Consider the following 17400-nt stretch of genomic DNA (forward strand, 5'->3'; position numbering starts at 1 on the left):
CCACCCCCGCGCCGCGCGCACGGGATGCTTGGGCGGGTCGCGGCCTGCACCACGCGCGGCCGGCCCCAGCCCGGGCAGGCGGCCTTCGCCGCGGCCTCCCGCCGGCGCTGGGTGCACCGGCAGCAGTGTTCGCGGCCGATGATGCCGACCGGTGCGCCGCAGCCGACGCAGTCGCGTTCCCGCTTACCCATGCTTTCCTCGGGTCAGGTCTGGTCGAGCAACTACACCGGCGGCATGGATCGCCGCCCGTCACCGACCGCCTTCGGCGGTTCCACCACACTCGGACGGCTCACCGGAGCGGCCTGCGCAACCGGCGTGGTGTCAACCTCAAGCAGGTCGTTGGGGGTGCATTGCAGCGCGGTGCACAACGCGATCAGCGTCGACATCTTGATCTGCGAGGGCTCCTTGGTCAGCAACGCCGACACCGACGCCGCGGACAACTCCAGGCCAGCGCGTTCAGCCAGCAGCCGCCGCAGCTCGCTGCCGGACCACACCTCGCGCTGGGCCGCTGCCATCCGCAACCGCCATCGGATCTTCACGTCGCCGGCCCCTCTCCCGTCAGCTCGGCGAGGGTGCTCGACACCGCCCGCCGATAGGCGTCCTCGATGAACGTGGTGGACGGCCGGACATACCTCATCGTCGAACTGACCGTCCAATGCCCGAGTAACTGCTGGATCGCCACGAGGTCAACGCCGCGTTCATAGTTGTGTGTCGCGCAGGCCCGGCGCAGCGCATGCGGACTGAACCAGTCGCCCTCCGGGCGACCTTCCAGCTGCATCAGCCGGCGCAGCCGGTTACGGATCGTTCCGCGATGCAGACGTCCGCCGGACTCGTCAGCGAACAGCACCGGCGAGTCCGGGAACCGGCCGCGCACGTCGTCAACGAACCAGCGCAGCACCAGATCCAGGCTGTCGAGCATCGGCACCCACCGCGGCCGCGGCCCGGACATCCGGGCGCCCTTCCCGAAGCGCACATGCAGCTTCCCGAACGGCCCGCGCCCGAAATGCAGATCCGGCAGCTCGAGCATGGACGCCTCGTCGGAGCGCAATCCGGCGTGATACAGCGTCCGGAACAGCGCATAGTCGCGCGCCGCCGGCGCGTACTTGCGGGCAGTGGCGATCCGGCCCCTTGAGGAACTCGAAGAACTCCGCCACCCGCTCTGGCGTCGGTGGCGGCATCGCTTGCGGCGAGTCGTCACCCACATGCCGCGCCGCGTTGAACTCATCCACCGGGCAGACCAGGCGGACGCCGAATCCCGCTTCGATCTCGGCGGCCTTGCGGACCTGCAGGAACCGGTGGAACGCCTTGAAGGTCTGCACATACTCGCGCCGCGTCGACGCCTTACGGCCGGCCACCGCCAGGTCGCCCACCACCCGGTCGACGTCCTCGGGCGTGACGTCCCACGCCGGCCGGCCCAACGCCGTCAGCGTCCGCTCAAGCAGACCGATGTCGTTGTCGATCGTCACCTGGCTGAACCCGCACGCTCGCCACGACGCGACAAACGCGTCGACGCATTGGACCTGGAACTCCCACGGATCGGCAGGCACCGGCTCGACTGCGGCAGCGCCGCCGCTGATCACACGCAGGCCAGCGACCACCTCGGGACACCTTCTTCCCACCTAACTTAGTAAGGCGGCGCCTAACATATCGATCAACAACCTCAAAGATCAATAGATGAGGAAAGATCTGTTCTGGCCAGGCACAAGGACGAAGCCGGCGCCGGCGAACATGAGCCAGCCCCAGATCAATGCCGCTCGGGCCGGCGGTCCAGCTCTCGGCGACCTATCCGATGACCGGTTACTCGTCCCAGGCGGCGCGGCGGAGTTCGGCGTAGGCGGTGGCCAGGGTGTCGACCGTGTAGTGCGCGTTCAGCCCGCTCGGGTTGGGCAGCACCCAGACCGGGACGCCGCCCAGCGATTCAGGCTGGAGGCCCAGCGCGGCCTTCGGGCGGCCGAACGCCGTTCGATAGGCGGTCACGCCAAGGATCGCCAGATAGCGCGGGCGCCACCTCCCGGCGAGGGCGACCAGAATGGCGCCGCCCTCGGTGAGTTCGGCCGCGGACAACTCGTCGGCCCGAGCGGTCGCCCGGGCGACCACGTTGGTGATCCCGATTCCGGTCGCCGGAAGTTCGAACTGCTCGGACGGGTGCAACTGGCGCCCCGTGAAGCCGGCCCGGTGCAGCGCCGGCCAGAACCGGTTGCCCGGCCGGGCGAAGTGGTGACCTGTCGCGGCCGAGTAGAGGCTGGGGTTGATCCCGGAGAACAACACCCGCAGCCCGGGCCCGCCCACGTCGGGAATCGTCCGATCGGCCGCGGCGGCCACCTCGGCCGCCGTCGGCTTCCGCAGTACGCCGGCATCACCGCCCACGGCCGACCTGGCCCTCGCCGGCACAGCCTCCCCCCGCCCGCTAGCAGCCGCTCCCGCCCCGGCCGAGAAGACCGCCACCGAAGAGCCGCCGATCGGCGGTGAAGCCGAGCCACCCACAGCTAGACCGCCCGCAGCCGGGCCACCCACAGCCCGGCCACTCGAAGCCGAGTCGCCCGCAGCCGGCCCACCCACAGCCGGGCCGCCCAGGGCTGGGCCGCTCACGGCTCGACCGTGCCGGCCGGGACGGTGACGATCTCGACCTCGTCGGCGAACGGGGTCGGGGCGGCCGCCGGGGACGCCGCGGCGAACTGGGTGCGGTAGAGCTCCGAGTAGAGCCCGCCCGCCGCGACCAGCTCTTCGTGGCGGCCTCGTTCCACGATGCGGCCCTGGTCGAGGACCAGGATCTGGTCGGCGTCGCGGACGGTGGAGAGGCGGTGGGCGATGACCAACGCCGTACGCCCGCGGAGCGCGACCGCCAGGGCGCGCTGGACCGCCGCCTCGGATTCGCTGTCGAGGTGGGCCGTCGCCTCGTCGAGGATGACGATCGACGGGTGTTTGAGCAGGAGGCGGGCGATCGCAATGCGCTGCTTCTCGCCGCCCGAGAAGCGGTAGCCGCGCTCCCCCACCACCGTGTCGAGGCCGTCGGGCAGTGTGCGCACCAGGTCGGCCACCTGGGCGCCGCGCAGCGCCTCCCACATCTCGTCGTCGGTGGCGCCGGGCTTGGCGTAGCGCAGGTTTTCCGCGATCGTCTCGTGGAAGAGGTGGGAGTCCTGGGTGACCACCCCGACCGTGTCGCGCAGCGAGTCGAGCGTCGCGTCGCGCACGTCGACCCCGCCGACCAGCACCGCGCCCGACGTGACGTCGTAAACCCGGGGCAGCAGCATCGACGTCGTCGACTTGCCGGCGCCGGACGGGCCGACCAGCGCGACCATCTGGCCCGGCTCGACCGTGAAGCTGACGCCCTTGAGCACCGGCGCGTGCTCGGTGCGGTCGAGGGTCGCCACGTCTTCGAGTGTCGCCAGCGAGACCTCGTCGGCGCTCGGGTAGCGGAAGTGCACGTCGCGGAACTCGACCCGGCCCGAGCCGGCCGGCACCGGCACCGCGTCGGGCTTCTCGTCGATGCCCGGCTTGAGGTCGAGCACCTCGAAGACCCGGTCGAACGAGACGAGCGCGCTCATCACGTCGACCCGCACGTTGCTCAGTGCCGTGAGCGGACCGTACAGCCGGGTCAGCAGCAGCGCCAGCGTGACCACGGTGCCCGCGGTGACGCTGCCGGTGACGGCGAGCCAGCCGCCCAGGCCGTACGTCAGAGCCTGCGCGAGCGACGCGACCAGCAGCATCGCGACGAAGAACGTGCGGGAGAACATCGCCTGCTGGACGCCGATGTCGCGGACCCGCTCGGCCCGTTCGCCGAACTTGGCCGCCTCGGTGTCGGGCCGGCCGAACAGTTTTACCAGCAGCGCGCCGGAGACGTTGAACCGCTCGGTCATCGTCGCGTTCATCTTGGCGTCGAGGTTGTAGGACTCGCGGGTGATGTCGGCGAGCCGCTTGCCGACCCGGCGGGCCGGGATGATGAACAGCGGCAGCAGCGCCAGCGAGAGCACCGTGATCGGCCAGGACAGGCTGAACATCACCGCGGCGGTGAGCACCAGCTGGATGACGTTGCTGACCACGCCGGAGAGCGTCGAGGTGAAGGCGCGCTGGGCGCCCACGACGTCGTTGTTGAGCCGGCTGATCAGGGCCCCGGTCTGGGTGCGGGTGAAGAACTGCAGCGGCATGCGCTGGACGTGGTCGTAGACCCGGGTGCGCAGGTTGAGGATGATGCCCTCGCCGATGCGCGCCGAATACCACCTCTGGGCGAGGGAGAGGAACGCGTCGACGACCGCCAGCAGGGCGATCGCGATCGCGAGTTTGATGACCAGGGCAGCCGCCCCGTGACCGCCGCCGGTGATGGCGTTGACCACGTGGCCGGCGAGCAGTGGGGTGGCGACCCCGATGCCCGCGTCGAACACCACAGTGACCAGGAACACCACGATGTCGCGCCGGTAGGGCGCCGCGAAGCGCAGGATGCGGCGCGTGGTGCCGCGGGACAACTGATGCTGCTTGACCCGGTCCGAGGTCTGGATCGACCGCAGCATGCTCCAACTCTGCATGCTCATCCGTGACCTCCCGATTCAACGTCGTCGGCCGTGCGGACAAGAGTCTGCCCGGTGGGTACGACAACTTCGGGAGGAGACGGTGCTATTCCATCAGGTCCCGCAGGCGCCGGGTCTGCGCCTCGCGCTCGGCGCGGTCCTGCTCGGCGTACGTCCGCGTGCCGACGCCGGTCATCAGGGCCTTGATCTCGGAGACCGCGCCGTGGTCGGCGGCGAGAATCGCCGCGGTGAGATCGGCGACCGCGGCGTCCAGTTGATCGCCCGGGACCACCGTGGTGGCCAGGCCGAGCCGGTCGGCCTCGTCGGCCGGGATCCGCCGGCCGGTCAGGCAGATCTCCAGGGCCCGGCTGGGCCCGACGAGCTCGGCCAGGCGTTTGGTTCCGCCAAGGTCGGGTACGAGACCGAGAGTCACCTCGGCCATGGAGAACCGTGCGTCATCGGCCAGGATCCGCATGTCGCAGTTGAGGGCGAGCTGGAAGCCGGCGCCGATCGCGTGCCCTCGGACCGCCGCGATGGTGACGACGGACGGGTTGCGCAACCAGGTGAAGGCGGACTGGAAGCCGGCAATCCGATCCGCGCACTCCTCGGGGGACAACTGCGCGAGTCGGGCCAGAGAAGAATCGCCTTCGCCTCGGGCCGCCGACAGATCCAGGCCCGCGGAAAAGGCACGCCCTTCACCGCGCACAATGACGACTCGGACGGACCCTGGCAATTTCCGGGAAATGTTGCCGAGCTCGGCCCACATCGCCGGAGTCTGCGCATTGAGAACCTTGGGCCGGCACAACGTCACCGTTGCGACCGGCCCGTCCAGGTCGTAGCGCACACCCGCCTCGTCAGCGGGCTTCAATGCCCCGGGGTCGGTGTTGACGGAAGTCACGCCTTCTTGCGCCGGCGAGCGCCGCCGCGCTGGCGAAGCTGCACGCCAGACTCGGTGAGCACCCGGTGCACGAATCCGTAGGACCGTCCGGTGGACGCCGCCAGCGCGCGAATGCTCTCGCCGGAGGTGTACCGCTTGACCAGATCCTTTGCTAGCGACTGTCGCTCGCTGCCGACGATTCGGCGACCCTTCTCAGTGCTGGTGGCTGTGCCCGTGGCTGCCATGTTGAATCCTCACGTCCCAGACTGTGCGGTTCGATACGGTCCCACCTATTAGACCGCCTCCAACGATCATGCGCTAGGCATCCTGGCTTAGCCAACGTGCCCATTTATCAGTGTCAGGAACTTGACGCTGTCCACGCGCATCAATGTCAGACAGTTAACTGATGTTAGGGATAGGCGCTAAGCGGCGCGGGGGGACGATGCCGCCTCCGGCGCCCAAGACCATCGATCACCTGCGAAAACACTTGATCGAGGGCGGTCCGGTCGGCGACATGACAGACCGTCGATGCGGTGGGCACCGTCCGCTGTCGGCCGGTCGGGTCCGGCCGAAGCGTCGACCGGCCCGACCGCGAAGACCCGAACATCGCACTGTCTGTGTGGGCACCAGTTGACAACTGACGATCCCCATGATTATCGATCACCGCCACGGTGCGTGACGGATCACGCGAGTTCGACGAGCTCCAGGAGGTCGTCGCTCCACGCGTCCTCGTCGCCGTCCGGCAGCAGGATCGCGCGGTCCGGCTTGAGCGCCTGCACGGCCCCCGCATCGTGGGTGACCAGCACAATCGCGCCCGGGTAGTTGGCGATCGCGTCGAGCACCTGTTCGCGACTGACCGGGTCGAGGTTGTTGGTCGGCTCGTCCAGCAGCAGCACGTTGGCCCCCGAACAGACCAGGGTGGCCAGCGCCAGTCGCGTCTTCTCGCCGCCGGAGAGCACCCCGGCCGGCTTGTCGACGTCGTCACCCGAAAAGAGGAAGGCACCGAGGATCTTGCGCAGGTCGGTGTCGGTCTGGTCGGCCGCGGCGCTGCGCATGTGCTCGAGGATCGTCCGGTCGACGTCGAGCGTCTCGTGCTCCTGGGCGTAATAGCCGAGCCGCAGGCCGTGCCCGGGCCGCACCTCGCCGGTGTCGGGGGCGAGCAGGCCGCCGAGCATGCGCAGCAAGGTCGTCTTGCCGGCACCGTTGAGACCGAGGATGGCGACCCGGGAGCCGCGGTCGACCGCCACGTCGACGTCGGTGAAGATCTCCAAGGACCCGTACGACTTCGACAGCCCGGTCGCCGTCAGAGGAGTCTTGCCGCAGGGCACCGGGTTGGGGAACCGTACCTTGGCGACCCGGTCCGAGACGCGGGTCTCCTCCAGGCCACCGAGCAGCTTCTCGGCCCGGCGGGCCATGTTCTGCGCGGCGACCGTCTTGGTCGCCTTGGCCCGCATCTTGTCGGCCTGCGCCATCAGCGCGCCGGCCTTCTTCTCGGCATTGGCGCGCTCGCGGCGCCGCCGGCGCTCGTCGGTCTCCCGTGACTCCAGATACTTCTTCCAGCCGACGTTGTAGATGTCGACCACCGAGCGGTTGGCATCGAGGTACCACACCTTGTTGACCGCGGCCTCGAGCAGCTCGACGTCGTGGCTGATCACGACCAGGCCGCCCTTGTGCTGGGCCATGTAACCCCGCAGCCAGGCGATCGAGTCCTGGTCGAGGTGGTTGGTCGGCTCGTCGAGCAGCAGGATGCCCTTGCCGTTCTGACCCGAGTCGGCGAACAGGATGCGGGCCAGCTCGATGCGGCGGCGCTGGCCACCGGAGAGGGTGCCGATGGTCTGGGCCAGGGCCCGGTCGGGCAGCCCGAGGTTGGAGCAGATGCGGGCGGCCTCGGCCTCGGCGGCGTAGCCACCGAGCGCGGCGAACCGGTCCTCCAGATTGCCGTAGCGCCGGATCAGCTTCTCTTCCGCGCTCTCCTCGAGGCTGATCTCCAGCTTCTGCATCTCGGCGATGATGGTGTCGAGGCCGCGGGCGGAGAGCACGCGGTCGCGGCCGGTGACGTTGAGGTCGCCGGTGCGCGGGTCCTGCGGCAGGTAGCCGACCTCGGAGGTGCGGGTCACCTCACCGGTGTACGGCTGGCCCTCGCCGGCCAGCACCTTGAGGGTGGTCGTCTTGCCGGCGCCGTTGCGCCCGACCAGGCCGATCCGGTCGCCCGGCTGCACCCTCAGGGTGACCGGGGACAGCAGGATGCGGGCGCCGGCACGCAGTTCGAGTCCGGTGGCGGTGATCATCTGAAACGCTCGCTCTCGGGAAGAAAAGGCTGACTCCGGGCACACGAAAGGCGCCGGCCAGCTAAAAGGGTCGGCGCCGGGGCAGGTCAGCGTTCGCAGAGCAGCACCCCGCCATACTACCCGGGGCCGTGCGCGGCCTCCCAACCGATTAACGATCAAGATCATCGGGTACTCCGCGCACACCCTTGCCGATTCGGCTGAGCGAAGACGAGGACGAGGACGACATGGAGCTCAACGAGAACGCCGACATCGACACCAGTCAAATCGAGGATCAACGCGGAGGCGGAGGCGGAGGCGGGTTCGGCGGCGGAGGTGGCTTCGGCGGCCTGCCGATCCCGATCGGGGGCGGCGGCATCGTCGGCATCGTGATCTTCCTGCTGGTCGCGGTGGTCGGCGGCTACTTCGGGGTCAACAAGATGACCGGCGACTCGGGCGACAACACGAGCCTCAACCAGAAATGCTCGCAGAGCGACAAGCTCCAGCAGCTCGACTGCCGCAACGCGCTCTACGTCAACTCGATCCAGAACTTCTGGGCCCAGGCCGAACCGAAATACTTCGGCAAGAGCTACCAGCCGGCGTCGACCGACTTCTTCTCCAACCAGGTGAACACCGGCTGCGGCGCCGCCGACTCGGGCACCGGGCCGTTCTACTGCCCGGCCGACAACAAGGTGTACATCGACCTCACCTTCTACAAGCAGCTGGCCGACCAGCTCGGAGCGCCGGGCGAGTTCGCCCAGCCGTACGTGCTGGCCCACGAGTACGGCCACCACATCCAGGACCTGGTCGGCACCGAGGCCAAGATGCGCCAACTCCAGCAGGGCGCGTCCAACTCGCAGAAGAACCTGCTCTCGGTGAAGCTGGAGCTGCAGGCCGACTGTTACGCCGGGGTGTGGGCCAAGGGCGCGACCGGCACGACGTCGTCCAACGGGCAGAAGATCTTCAAAAGCCTGACCGCGGACGACATCCAGCAGGGCATCCAGACCGCCGGTCAGATCGGCGACGACACGCTGCAGAAGCAGGCCGGCCAGCAGGTCAACCCACAGGAATTCACCCACGGCACGTCGGCCGACCGGCAGAAATGGTTCTCCCTCGGCTACAAATCGGGCACGCCGGCGAACTGCGACACATTCGCCGACGGCGCGGTCGTCGAGGGCGACTGATCAGGGTTCCTTCACCAGAATCGGCACGGCCCGGGCCCCGGCGACCGCGGACACCAGAACCGCGTGCCGGGGCTCGGGCACATCGAGAACACGGCCGTCGCGCAGCGCCGACAGCGGGGCCAATGGTGGTGCGGCCAGAATCAGGTCGATGGCGGAACGGTCGCCGCCGGTGACCAGCGCGGCCAATCGGCGTACCTCAGGAAGCAGAATGCGCCCGACAATGCCGGCGCCGTCGGCCGCCGCCGCTTTCGCCTGATTGTCACGGCGGCGCGCGAAGCGCTGCTGCGACCAGCCGCCCGCCGCCGTCCGCCCTTGCACATAATGCGTGTCGACCTTGGACGCGACCAATTCCGCGCCCTCGGCGATGCCGACGGCGACCGCGCCTTTCCGGGCCAGAAGCAAACCGAGGCGCCGCGGTTCCTGCGCCCGGCGGACCAGCTCGGCCACCGTTTCGGCCTCCCGCACGCCGGGCGGTGGGCTGAGCTCGGCCGAGGCGCCGTCGGCCGCGATGAGGGTCAGGCCACTTTCCCGGTACGCCCCGTGCCGGGCCCCGAAGTTCTCCATCCATCGCGCCAACCGTTCCGGCGCGACATCGACCCATTTCCCGCCGCCGGCGGCCGCCCGTTCACCCATTCTCGTCACCCTACGGCGACCGCCGCGTGGCCGTTCCGGTTGCACCGGTTCGGCCGACAGGGCCTCGAGCCGGCGAACCTGACATGATGCCATTCGTGGGTGACCTGGCCTCGCTACTGCTGCAACGGCTCGACGAGGGCTTCGCGGCGTCTCGCGACCCCGAGCGGGCGGCGGCCATGCGGGCTTACATGCGCGACCAGTTTCCGTACGCCGGTCTGCCCGCGCCCGCCTTGCGGGCCATGGAGCGGAAGGTGTTCGCCGGGTTGTCCTCGCCTTCGGTTTCCGACCTTCGAGAGGTCGCGCTCGAATGCTGGTCGCGCGATGAACGCGAATACCAATATGTCGCCTGTGATTACCTGCGGAAGCACGTGCGCGCGGCGGACGCGCCTTTCATCGACACAGCCCGCACGCTGATCACGACGAAGCCCTGGTGGGACACGGTCGACGCGCTGGCCACCCGGTTCGTCGGCGATCTGGTGCGGCTGCACCCGTCGCTCGTGGCCACGATGGACGCCTGGTCGGTGGAATCCGACATGTGGCTGGTGCGGACGGCGATTCTGCATCAACTGCACTACGGCACCGCGACCGACACCGGCCGGCTTTTCGGCTACTGCCTCGGCCAGGCCTCACACCTCGACTTCTTCGTGCGCAAAGCGATCGGCTGGGCGCTGCGGCACTACGCGCGAACAGATCCGGGCGCGGTGCGGAAATTCGTCGCCGCCAATGAGTCGCGGTTGTCGCCGCTGTCGGTGCGCGAGGCCACCAAACACCTGTAGTGCTGCCGGGCCGGCAGGTCAGAGGAGACGTACGGCCAGGATCGCGATCACAGCGCTGGAGACGAGCGCGGTGATCGTCCGGCCGCGCGGCCCGGTGAGCAGCCGGCCCACGAGCGAACCGCTGCCGGCGATCAGAAGCTGCCAACTGGCCGACGCCAGGAACGCGCCGATCACGAACCAGGGCCCGCCACCCGCACCCCCGTGCCCGATCACCAGCGCCGCGAAGTAGATCACGGTGGCCGGATTGAGCAGGGTGAGAGCGAGAATCGCGGCATAGGCCCGGGTCGCGGTGGCCGGGCGCTCCGGCGCGTCCTGCGGGGCCCGCTTGCGGAACGCGCCCCACGCCGTCATCGCGGCCAGGCCGAGCAGCACGACCGCCGCGGCCCACCGCAGAGGCGTCGCCACCGGGGCGATCAGGTCGGCGACCGCCGCTCCCCCGAGCACGGCCACGGTGGCATAGATGCCGTCGGCCGTGGCCGCACCGAGCCCGGCGGCCGCCCCGACCCGCAGCGACGTGCGGGCACTGAGCCCGGCGATCAGCACCCCGATCGCCCCGACAGGCACGGCGATGCCATAGCCGGCGGCGACGCCGGCCAGGAACGGGGCGCTCACGACAGCTGTCGATGGACCGCCGGAACGCCGGGGCCGGTCTGCTGTCGGGCGGCCCGATCGGCCACAGCGACAGAGACGGCACGGAGCATTTTCGGCTTGGTCACGCGGCCATCATTCCGGCGCGTCCGATGTCCGCGCCACCGATTTACCCGGTCAGATCAGGTGAAGGACGCGCCGTCGGTCAGGCCTGGACAGCGACCAGCGTGAGCAGCTTCCGGATCGGCATGGCGGAGCGCGGGGTAATAGAGTCCGATCATGGATGTGGTGGCCGAACTGATCCTCGTCCGGCACGGGCAGAGCCTGGCTAATGTGGCATTTCCGGCGGCCAACGCGGCCGGCCTGATGGAGGCCGAGGTCAGCGGCCGCGACGCATCGGTGCCGCTGACCCCGCTCGGCGAAGAGCAGGCGGCAGCGGTCGGGCGATGGCTGGCCGCGCTGCCGCCCTCGGGGGTTCCCGAGGTCGTGATCACGTCGCCCTACCTGCGGGCCCGGGAAACCTGGCGGATCGCCGCCGCCGCGTCGGGCCTGCGGTTCCCAGCACCGTTGACCGACGATCGGCTGGTCGACCGGCTGCTGGGCGACCTGGAAATGATGACCTCGGCGGCGGTGACGGCCCGGTTTCCGGACGAGGCCGCCCGCCGGGCGGCGGCCGGCGAATACCGCTATGCGCCGCCGGGCGGCGAGGCTTTCGCCGATGTGGAGGTACGGCTGGGATCGTTCCTCGCCGACCTCAACCGCGACCAGGCGGGGAAGCGGGTGGTGGTGGTCGCCCACGACGCCGTCGTGCTGATGATGAGGGCAGTCATCGAGTCGCTCACCTGGGACCAGGTCGTCGAGATGGAACGGGCGGCCGGCTCCGTACGCAACGCGTCGATAAGCCGGTTCGTGGAGCGGGACGGGCGGCTGATGTTGGACCGCTACAACAGTATCGACCATCTGTAGTTGGACAGTTGCGGAGAGTTCGTATCCTGGTCGCTCGATGGCACGATCGCGGGGACACCACGGCTCGGGAGACGGACCGGATGACGGCGGCCCGCCCGGTTCGAGGCGCCACGCCGCAGGTGGGGCCGACGACGGAGTGGGCAGTGTCCGACGCGCTCAGGACCGCGTCGCGCTGGTGGCAGAGAGCGGCCGGCCCACCGCGGACCGGGCGAATGAGCCCATGCGACACGTGCCGAGCAGCGACGAAGTCGAGCTCGCCGAAAAGATGGACCGCTACGAGAAACTCAGCGATCAACCGCCGAAGTTCAACGTGGCGAACAACGACGCGCTGTTTCGCGACCAGGACGCACACACCGTCGAGCGCCACGGGCCCGATGTTCCGCTCCAACGGGACCCCACCACCCGCACGATCGAGGGCCGCATCCACGGTGACTCCCCCTGGGCCAAGCCGGAGAACTTCTCTCACCGATGGACCGATCCGTCGACCATGAACCGGACGATCAACGACTACGTCCGCGAGAACTGGGAGGAGATCCGCAGCAATCTCGCGATGGACGGCGTTCACCGAGACAAGTTCGACGCCCATCACCGGGTCGGCGAGGGCTATTACAACGTCGGGATGTACGGCGCCGGTCCCCGGCAGTCGCGGTTCTCCACGACCAGCTTCGTCTCGATCACGATCAACCTGGTGCCGGGCGCGGACCCGCCCCAGCCGTTCATCGTCACCGCATTCCCGTCGGGACTAATGTGAGGCCATGGAGGGAGCGCCGATGAACCGGTCAGAACTCGCCGATCGGCTTCGGAACCACGCAGCGAGGCAGGATGCGAAGCCGGCCATGGAAACGCTCCGCACCTTCCTGGCCACCGAGTTCGGCGACGCCGCGAGCTTCGGCGAGGTGCGCACCCGCCAGGAACGGATCGCGCAGATCAGCGTCGAGTCGCACCGCCGCGTTCTGCGCGCGCTCGACGCGGTCATCGCTGACCCGCCGATGGACGGCAGCCTCGCGCACCTGGTCGGCTGGGATGGCAACTGGGTCCTCGACGACCCGTCCGACGCGGGCGCTCTGCAATTCCTCCGAGAAATCGCCGACATGCTCCGCGAGATTATCGCCGACGCGGGGCGCTAGGCGTCGACGCGGATCACGGAGCCGCTCTCCATCGCGACCCAGACCTCGTCCCCCACCAGCGCCAGCCCGTGCGGCTCCTTGCCCGGCAGGTCGATCAGCGTCGCCGACCCGTCCGCGCTCACCCGCGCCAACTGCCCCGACCCCCACAGCGTCACCCAGCACCCGCCCTCCGGCGCCGCCACCACCGCGTGCGGGCGGCACCCCGGGGCGTCGAATTCCACCCGCGAGATCACCCCGTCCGCGTCGGCCAGGCCGACGCTTCCGCCGGCGATGTCGGCATACCAGACCCTGCCGCCATGGCCGGCGGCGGCGATGCCGACCGGCGCCGCAGCCGTACGCCCCGGCGGAATGTCCACGATGTCCAGTGAAGACCGGTCCCACCGCGCGAGTTTGCCGGCCGCGTTGAGCGCCACCCACGCCGCGCCATCGTCACTGACCGCGACCATGGCCGCGTAACCGGCTGCCTCGACCATGGTGATCTCACCCGACGCGGTGATGTGGCCGATGCGGTCGATGCCGGGCGCGCTGAAGAAGGCTCCCCCGTCCTGAGCTGCCGCGATCCCATACGGCGCCGCTCCGTCCGGCAGCGGGAACCACGACTCCCCGTCGTACCCGATCCGGCCGTCCTGGCTTGTGTGCCAGACCGTGCCGTCGGCGCCGATCGCGAGCAGCATCGGCTTCGCCGGGAGCTCGCGGAGCGTCACCTCCGTGCCGTCCCGTGAGAGCCGCGCCAGGCCGGCCGGTGAGAGCACGGTCATCCACACCGGGCCGTCCGGGGTTGCGGCTATCGCGTACGGCGCCCAGCCACTCAAAACGATCTCACGCATGCCCCAACGCTACCGAGGAGGAGCCTATGGTTACCGGGATGGTCGCCTTCGCCGATAAGCCGCTGCTGCACTTCACCTCGCCGGACCAGTGGGAGGCGTTCCTCGACGCTCAACCACCCGAGGGCGGGGTGCGGCTGTTGCTGCTGAAGAAGGCGGCGACCGTGCCCGGCATCCGTTACCCGGAGGCGCTCGACGTCGCGCTCTGCTTCGGCTGGATCGACGGCCAGGTCGCCCGCCACGATGACGACTTCGTGCAGCAGGCGTTCACCCCGCGGCGGCGGGCCAGCCCGTGGTCGCAGATCAACCGGGGGCACGTCGAGCGGCTCATCACCGCCGGCCGGATGCGGGCCGCCGGGCAGGCCGAGATCGACCGGGCCAAGGCGGACGGCCGCTGGGACGCCGCCTACCGCCTCAAGGACGCGCCGGTCCCCGACGATCTGCGCGCCGCGCTGGACGCCAATCCCGCCGCCGCGGCCGCGTTCGCCGCCCTCACCGGCCAGAACCGATGGGCGATCCTGTTCCGCCTCGGCCAGGCCAAACGCGCCGAGACCCGCGCCCGGCACATCGCCCGATTCATCGGCGACCTGGACGGCGAGCGAGCCTAACTGCCCGGCAAGCACCCCCAACTGCGGGGAAGCACCCCTAGCTGCCCGGCAAGCACCCCCAACTGCCGGCAAGCACCCCTAGCTGCCGGGAAGCACCCCCAACTGCCGGGAAGCACCCCCAGCTGCCCGGCAAACACCCCCAACGGACCGGCGAACACGCCTAGCTCTCGGCCCAACTGATCAGCGGGCCCAGCACCGAGGCGTCACCCTCCACCCGGAGACTGTCGAGCGGGATGCGGTTGTAGAGACCCAGCACCAGCTCACTCGTCGTGCCGTGCACGGTCAACGCGGCCGCGCCGGGCGAGGACGGGTCGACAGCGACTCCCGACGGCGACAGGTCGGCCACGTGCGTCGGTCCGTCCGAGGCGGCGAAGGCGATGCGGACCGGTGGCCCCGGCCAGGGTCCGAGCGAGGCCAGGGGCACCGACAGGAACTCGGCCACCCCGTCGGCCGCCACCGCCGAGGGCAGCGGTGCCGCCCGCCCGATCGTCTCCTGCGCGTCGCGGGCGTGCACGGCCGCCTCCTGCACCTGGTGGCGGGCCACGGCGCCGGCGTTCATCGGAGCGCCCGACCCGCCCCACCAGGCCCAGGACGGCGACGAAGGGCCGGCCACACGCAGCGCGTCGAGCAGCTGGGTGGTCGCCGACGCCGACCACGCGACCAGGTCACCGGTCGGGGACTCGAAGTCGGTCTTGTCTTTCGGCGGCGGGGCGCTCGCGTCGGCCGAGGACACGACGACGGTCCAGAACATCTGGACGCCACCGAGATGCTCGACCAGGTCGGCCAGGGTCCAATCGGGACAGCCCGGCACGCGAAGGGAGAGAGACGGCGCGGCGGCGACTGCGGAACGCAGCGCCGCCGAGCGATCGTCGATCTGGGTGAGGTAGTCGTCGAAAGTCATGCCCCGGTTCTTACCACCGGGGTGCGACAGGTTGTCAGACGTTGAAGCCGAGCGCCCGCAACTGCTCGCGCCCGTCATCGGTGATCTTGTCGGGGCCCCACGGCGGCAGCCACACCCAGTTGATGCGGAAGTCCTTGACCAGGCCGCCACCGGGGCCGGTCGTCAGCGCGCTGCGGGTCTGGTCCTCGATCACGTCGGTCAGCGGGCACGCCGCCGACGTCAGCGTCATGTCGAGCGTGACCACGTTCTCGTCGTCGACGAACGTGTCGTAGACCAGGCCGAGGTCGACGACGTTGATCCCGAGTTCGGGGTCGACGACGTCCTTCATCGCCTCTTCGATGTCGGCGATCGAGGCCTTCGAGACCGCCGCGGCGGCCGGAGGCGCGATGACCGGCTCTCCCGACGACGCACGGTCTTCAGCAAGCCAGGTCGGCTCCTCCGAGGAGAAACCGGTAGCGGATTCACTCATGCCTTAACCTCCACACCGGCCCGTGCCGCGGCGTCCTTGAACGCCATCCACGGCAGCAGAGCGCATTTGACCCGGGCCGGGAACTTCGCCACCCCGGCGAAGGCCACCGCGTCCCCCAGCACGTCCTCGTCGGGTTCGACCTGGCCGCGCCCCTGCATGAGCGCGACGAAGGCCTCGTGGATTCCCGCCGCCGAGGCGACATCCTGGCCCGACAGCAGCTCGTGCAGCACCGACGCGGACGCCTGGCTGATCGAGCACCCGAGCCCATCGTACGAAATGTCAGAAATGTCCGAGGAGGACAAGGCCACCCGCACGGTGATCTCGTCCCCACACGTCGGGTTCACGTGGTGCGCTTCCCCGGAGAAGGGATCACGCAGCCCACGACCGTGCGGATGCTTGTAGTGATCAAGGATGATCTCCTGATACAAGCCGTCGAGCATCATCAGCCGAACACCTTCCGCACCTCGCCGAGACCTCGCGCCAGCGCGTCGACCTCGTCGGTGGTGTTGTAGATATAGAACGACGCCCGGGTCATCGCCGGCACCCCGAAACGCGCGCACGTCGGCTTTGCGCAGTGGTGCCCGACCCGCACCTCGACTCCCAGTGCGTCCAGGATCTGCCCCACATCGTGCGGGTGCACACCTTCCACCCCGAAAGAGAGCGTCCCGCCTCGCCCTTCGGGCTCGGTCGGTCCGAAGAGGCGCACGCCGGGGACGTCCGCGAGCGCTTTCAGGGCGTACGCGGTGAGCTCCCGCTCGTGTTCGTGAACCGCCCGCATCCCGATCGCCGAGAGGTAGTCGATGGCCGCGCCCAGGCCGATGGCCTCCGCGATCGGTGGCGTCCCGGCCTCGAAACGCGCCGGCGGCGGGGCGTACGTCGTCCCGGCCATCGTCACGGTCTCGATCATCGAGCCGCCCCCGAGGAACGGCGGCATCTGCTCGAGCAGGGAGAACCGGCCCCAGAGCACTCCGATGCCGGTCGGGCCGAGCATCTTGTGCCCGGTGAACGCGATGAAGTCGGCCCCGAGCGCCCGCACGTCGACCGGCAGGTGGGGCACCGACTGGGAGCAGTCGAGCATGACCAGCGCGCCGACCTCGTGGGCCCGGGCGACGATGCGGCTGACGTCGTTGATCGTGCCGAGCGTGTTCGACATGTGTACGACCGAGACCAGCTTGGTGCGCTCATTGACCAGCGAGTCGAGCCCGGACTCGTCGAGCCGGCCGTCGTCGGTGATGCCGAACCAGCGCAGCGTCGCGCCGGTGCGCTCGCACAGCAGCTGCCACGGGACGATGTTGGAGTGGTGCTCCATCTCCGAGATGACGATCTCGTCACCCGGGCCCAGCCGAAGATGCCGGCCGGCCGAGTGCGCGACCAGGTTGATCGCCTCGCTGGAGTTCTTGGTGAAGACGATCTCGTCCGCGCTGAAAGCGTTGATGAAGGTCGCGACTTTGCCGCGCGCCTGTTCGTACGCCGACGTGGCCTCGGTGCCGAGCGTGTGCACCGAGCGGGACACGTTCCCGTTGTGCTGCTCGTAATGCGTGCGCACAACGTCGAGCACCTGCACCGGTTTCTGCGAGGTGTTGGCGCTGTCGAGGTAGACCAGCGGGTGCCCGTTGACTTCCCGGTCGAGGATCGGGAAGTCCTTGCGGATGCGGGCCACGTCGAACGTCATCGAAGAACC

At 69.6% G+C, this 17400-nt stretch carries 21 protein-coding genes; 6 read left to right on the top strand and 15 right to left on the bottom strand.

Annotated features, from left to right (window positions below; translation table 11 throughout):
• The 8 genes from AB0M88_RS40985 to AB0M88_RS41020 form a co-directional block, all read right to left on the bottom strand.
• Positions 1 to 191 (bottom strand): hypothetical protein (locus tag AB0M88_RS40985; RefSeq protein WP_364111422.1); only part of this gene is annotated, 191 nt, incomplete at its 3' end.
• A gap of 30 nt (positions 192 to 221) precedes the next feature.
• On the bottom strand, positions 222 to 515 hold the full coding sequence (locus AB0M88_RS40990; RefSeq protein ID WP_364111424.1) for a helix-turn-helix transcriptional regulator: 294 nt from the start codon (positions 513 to 515) through the stop codon (positions 222 to 224).
• A gap of 20 nt (positions 516 to 535) precedes the next feature.
• Positions 536 to 1321 (bottom strand): site-specific integrase, encoded by a 786-nt coding sequence (locus AB0M88_RS40995; protein ID WP_364111426.1) that lies wholly within the window; start codon positions 1319 to 1321, stop codon positions 536 to 538.
• Between the two features lie 476 nt (positions 1322 to 1797).
• Complete coding sequence (gene mug, locus AB0M88_RS41000) at positions 1798 to 2367, bottom strand: G/U mismatch-specific DNA glycosylase (protein WP_364111428.1); 570 nt, start codon at positions 2365 to 2367, stop codon at positions 1798 to 1800.
• Positions 2368 to 2585: 218 nt separating this feature from the next.
• A complete protein-coding gene (locus AB0M88_RS41005; protein ID WP_364111475.1) occupies positions 2586 to 4520 on the bottom strand; it encodes an ABC transporter ATP-binding protein in 1935 nt (644 codons plus the stop codon).
• Between the two features lie 88 nt (positions 4521 to 4608).
• Positions 4609 to 5370: an enoyl-CoA hydratase/isomerase family protein gene (locus tag AB0M88_RS41010; RefSeq protein WP_364111477.1), complete on the bottom strand. Its 762-nt coding sequence runs from the start codon at positions 5368 to 5370 to the stop codon at positions 4609 to 4611.
• Positions 5371 to 5396: 26 nt separating this feature from the next.
• Positions 5397 to 5624 (bottom strand): helix-turn-helix domain-containing protein, encoded by a 228-nt coding sequence (locus tag AB0M88_RS41015; protein ID WP_014441759.1) that lies wholly within the window; start codon positions 5622 to 5624, stop codon positions 5397 to 5399.
• A 438-nt stretch (positions 5625 to 6062) separates the two neighbouring features.
• On the bottom strand, positions 6063 to 7667 hold the full coding sequence (locus AB0M88_RS41020) for an ABC-F family ATP-binding cassette domain-containing protein (RefSeq protein ID WP_364111430.1): 1605 nt from the start codon (positions 7665 to 7667) through the stop codon (positions 6063 to 6065).
• Positions 7668 to 7891: 224 nt separating this feature from the next.
• Here AB0M88_RS41020 and AB0M88_RS41025 point away from each other — a divergent pair, with 224 nt between their 5' ends.
• Positions 7892 to 8827 carry a neutral zinc metallopeptidase gene (locus AB0M88_RS41025; RefSeq protein ID WP_364111479.1) on the top strand — a complete coding sequence of 312 codons (936 nt, stop codon included), beginning with the start codon at positions 7892 to 7894 and terminating at the stop codon, positions 8825 to 8827.
• On the opposite strand, the gene AB0M88_RS41030 is transcribed toward AB0M88_RS41025, so the two are convergent.
• A complete protein-coding gene (locus AB0M88_RS41030) occupies positions 8828 to 9460 on the bottom strand; it encodes an acVLRF1 family peptidyl-tRNA hydrolase (protein ID WP_364111432.1) in 633 nt (210 codons plus the stop codon). It lies immediately after the preceding gene.
• An 86-nt stretch (positions 9461 to 9546) separates the two neighbouring features.
• Here AB0M88_RS41030 and AB0M88_RS41035 point away from each other — a divergent pair, with 86 nt between their 5' ends.
• Positions 9547 to 10236, top strand: coding sequence for a DNA alkylation repair protein (locus AB0M88_RS41035; protein ID WP_364111481.1), 690 nt, complete (start codon positions 9547 to 9549; stop codon positions 10234 to 10236).
• An 18-nt stretch (positions 10237 to 10254) separates the two neighbouring features.
• Here AB0M88_RS41035 and AB0M88_RS41040 read toward each other — a convergent pair whose 3' ends face one another.
• Positions 10255 to 10848 (bottom strand): LysE family transporter, encoded by a 594-nt coding sequence (locus tag AB0M88_RS41040; RefSeq protein WP_364111434.1) that lies wholly within the window; start codon positions 10846 to 10848, stop codon positions 10255 to 10257.
• Positions 10849 to 11103: 255 nt separating this feature from the next.
• Between AB0M88_RS41040 and AB0M88_RS41045 the strand changes: the two genes are divergently transcribed.
• The 3 genes from AB0M88_RS41045 to AB0M88_RS41055 all read left to right on the top strand — a co-directional run bounded on the left by AB0M88_RS41045 (position 11104) and on the right by AB0M88_RS41055 (position 12917).
• Positions 11104 to 11790 carry a histidine phosphatase family protein gene (locus AB0M88_RS41045; protein WP_364111436.1) on the top strand — a complete coding sequence of 229 codons (687 nt, stop codon included), beginning with the start codon at positions 11104 to 11106 and terminating at the stop codon, positions 11788 to 11790.
• 220 nt (positions 11791 to 12010) lie between these two features.
• Positions 12011 to 12541, top strand: coding sequence for a hypothetical protein (locus AB0M88_RS41050; RefSeq protein ID WP_364111438.1), 531 nt, complete (start codon positions 12011 to 12013; stop codon positions 12539 to 12541).
• Between the two features lie 85 nt (positions 12542 to 12626).
• Positions 12627 to 12917, top strand: coding sequence for a hypothetical protein (locus AB0M88_RS41055; RefSeq protein ID WP_364111440.1), 291 nt, complete (start codon positions 12627 to 12629; stop codon positions 12915 to 12917).
• Here AB0M88_RS41055 and AB0M88_RS41060 read toward each other — a convergent pair.
• Positions 12914 to 13744 carry a hydrolase gene (locus AB0M88_RS41060; protein ID WP_364111442.1) on the bottom strand — a complete coding sequence of 277 codons (831 nt, stop codon included), beginning with the start codon at positions 13742 to 13744 and terminating at the stop codon, positions 12914 to 12916. The genes AB0M88_RS41055 and AB0M88_RS41060 overlap by 4 nt on opposite strands.
• A 26-nt stretch (positions 13745 to 13770) precedes the next feature.
• On the opposite strand from AB0M88_RS41060, the gene AB0M88_RS41065 reads away from it, so the two are divergent.
• Positions 13771 to 14349: a YdeI/OmpD-associated family protein gene (locus tag AB0M88_RS41065; protein ID WP_364111444.1), complete on the top strand. Its 579-nt coding sequence runs from the start codon at positions 13771 to 13773 to the stop codon at positions 14347 to 14349.
• Between the two features lie 160 nt (positions 14350 to 14509).
• Here the strand turns inward: AB0M88_RS41065 and AB0M88_RS41070 are convergent, their stop codons facing one another.
• The 4 genes from AB0M88_RS41070 to AB0M88_RS41085 are packed head-to-tail and all read right to left on the bottom strand — an operon-like array spanning position 14510 to position 17391.
• Positions 14510 to 15250: a maleylpyruvate isomerase family mycothiol-dependent enzyme gene (locus tag AB0M88_RS41070; RefSeq protein ID WP_364111446.1), complete on the bottom strand. Its 741-nt coding sequence runs from the start codon at positions 15248 to 15250 to the stop codon at positions 14510 to 14512.
• 34 nt (positions 15251 to 15284) lie between these two features.
• Positions 15285 to 15719 carry a metal-sulfur cluster assembly factor gene (locus tag AB0M88_RS41075; protein ID WP_364111448.1) on the bottom strand — a complete coding sequence of 145 codons (435 nt, stop codon included), beginning with the start codon at positions 15717 to 15719 and terminating at the stop codon, positions 15285 to 15287.
• A complete protein-coding gene (gene sufU, locus AB0M88_RS41080) occupies positions 15716 to 16162 on the bottom strand; it encodes a Fe-S cluster assembly sulfur transfer protein SufU (protein ID WP_364111450.1) in 447 nt (148 codons plus the stop codon). The genes AB0M88_RS41075 and sufU overlap by 4 nt, the downstream gene beginning before the upstream one ends.
• The gene (locus AB0M88_RS41085; RefSeq protein WP_364111452.1) at positions 16162 to 17391 is read right to left on the bottom strand and encodes a cysteine desulfurase; all 1230 of its coding nucleotides are present in this window, start codon (positions 17389 to 17391) and stop codon (positions 16162 to 16164) included. The genes sufU and AB0M88_RS41085 overlap by 1 nt, the downstream gene beginning before the upstream one ends.
• Between the last annotated feature and the right edge of the window lie 9 nt (positions 17392 to 17400).

The sequence above is a fragment of the Actinoplanes sp. NPDC051411 genome (assembly GCF_040682075.1).
In the GTDB taxonomy this organism is placed as follows: Bacteria; Actinomycetota; Actinomycetes; order Mycobacteriales; family Micromonosporaceae; genus Actinoplanes.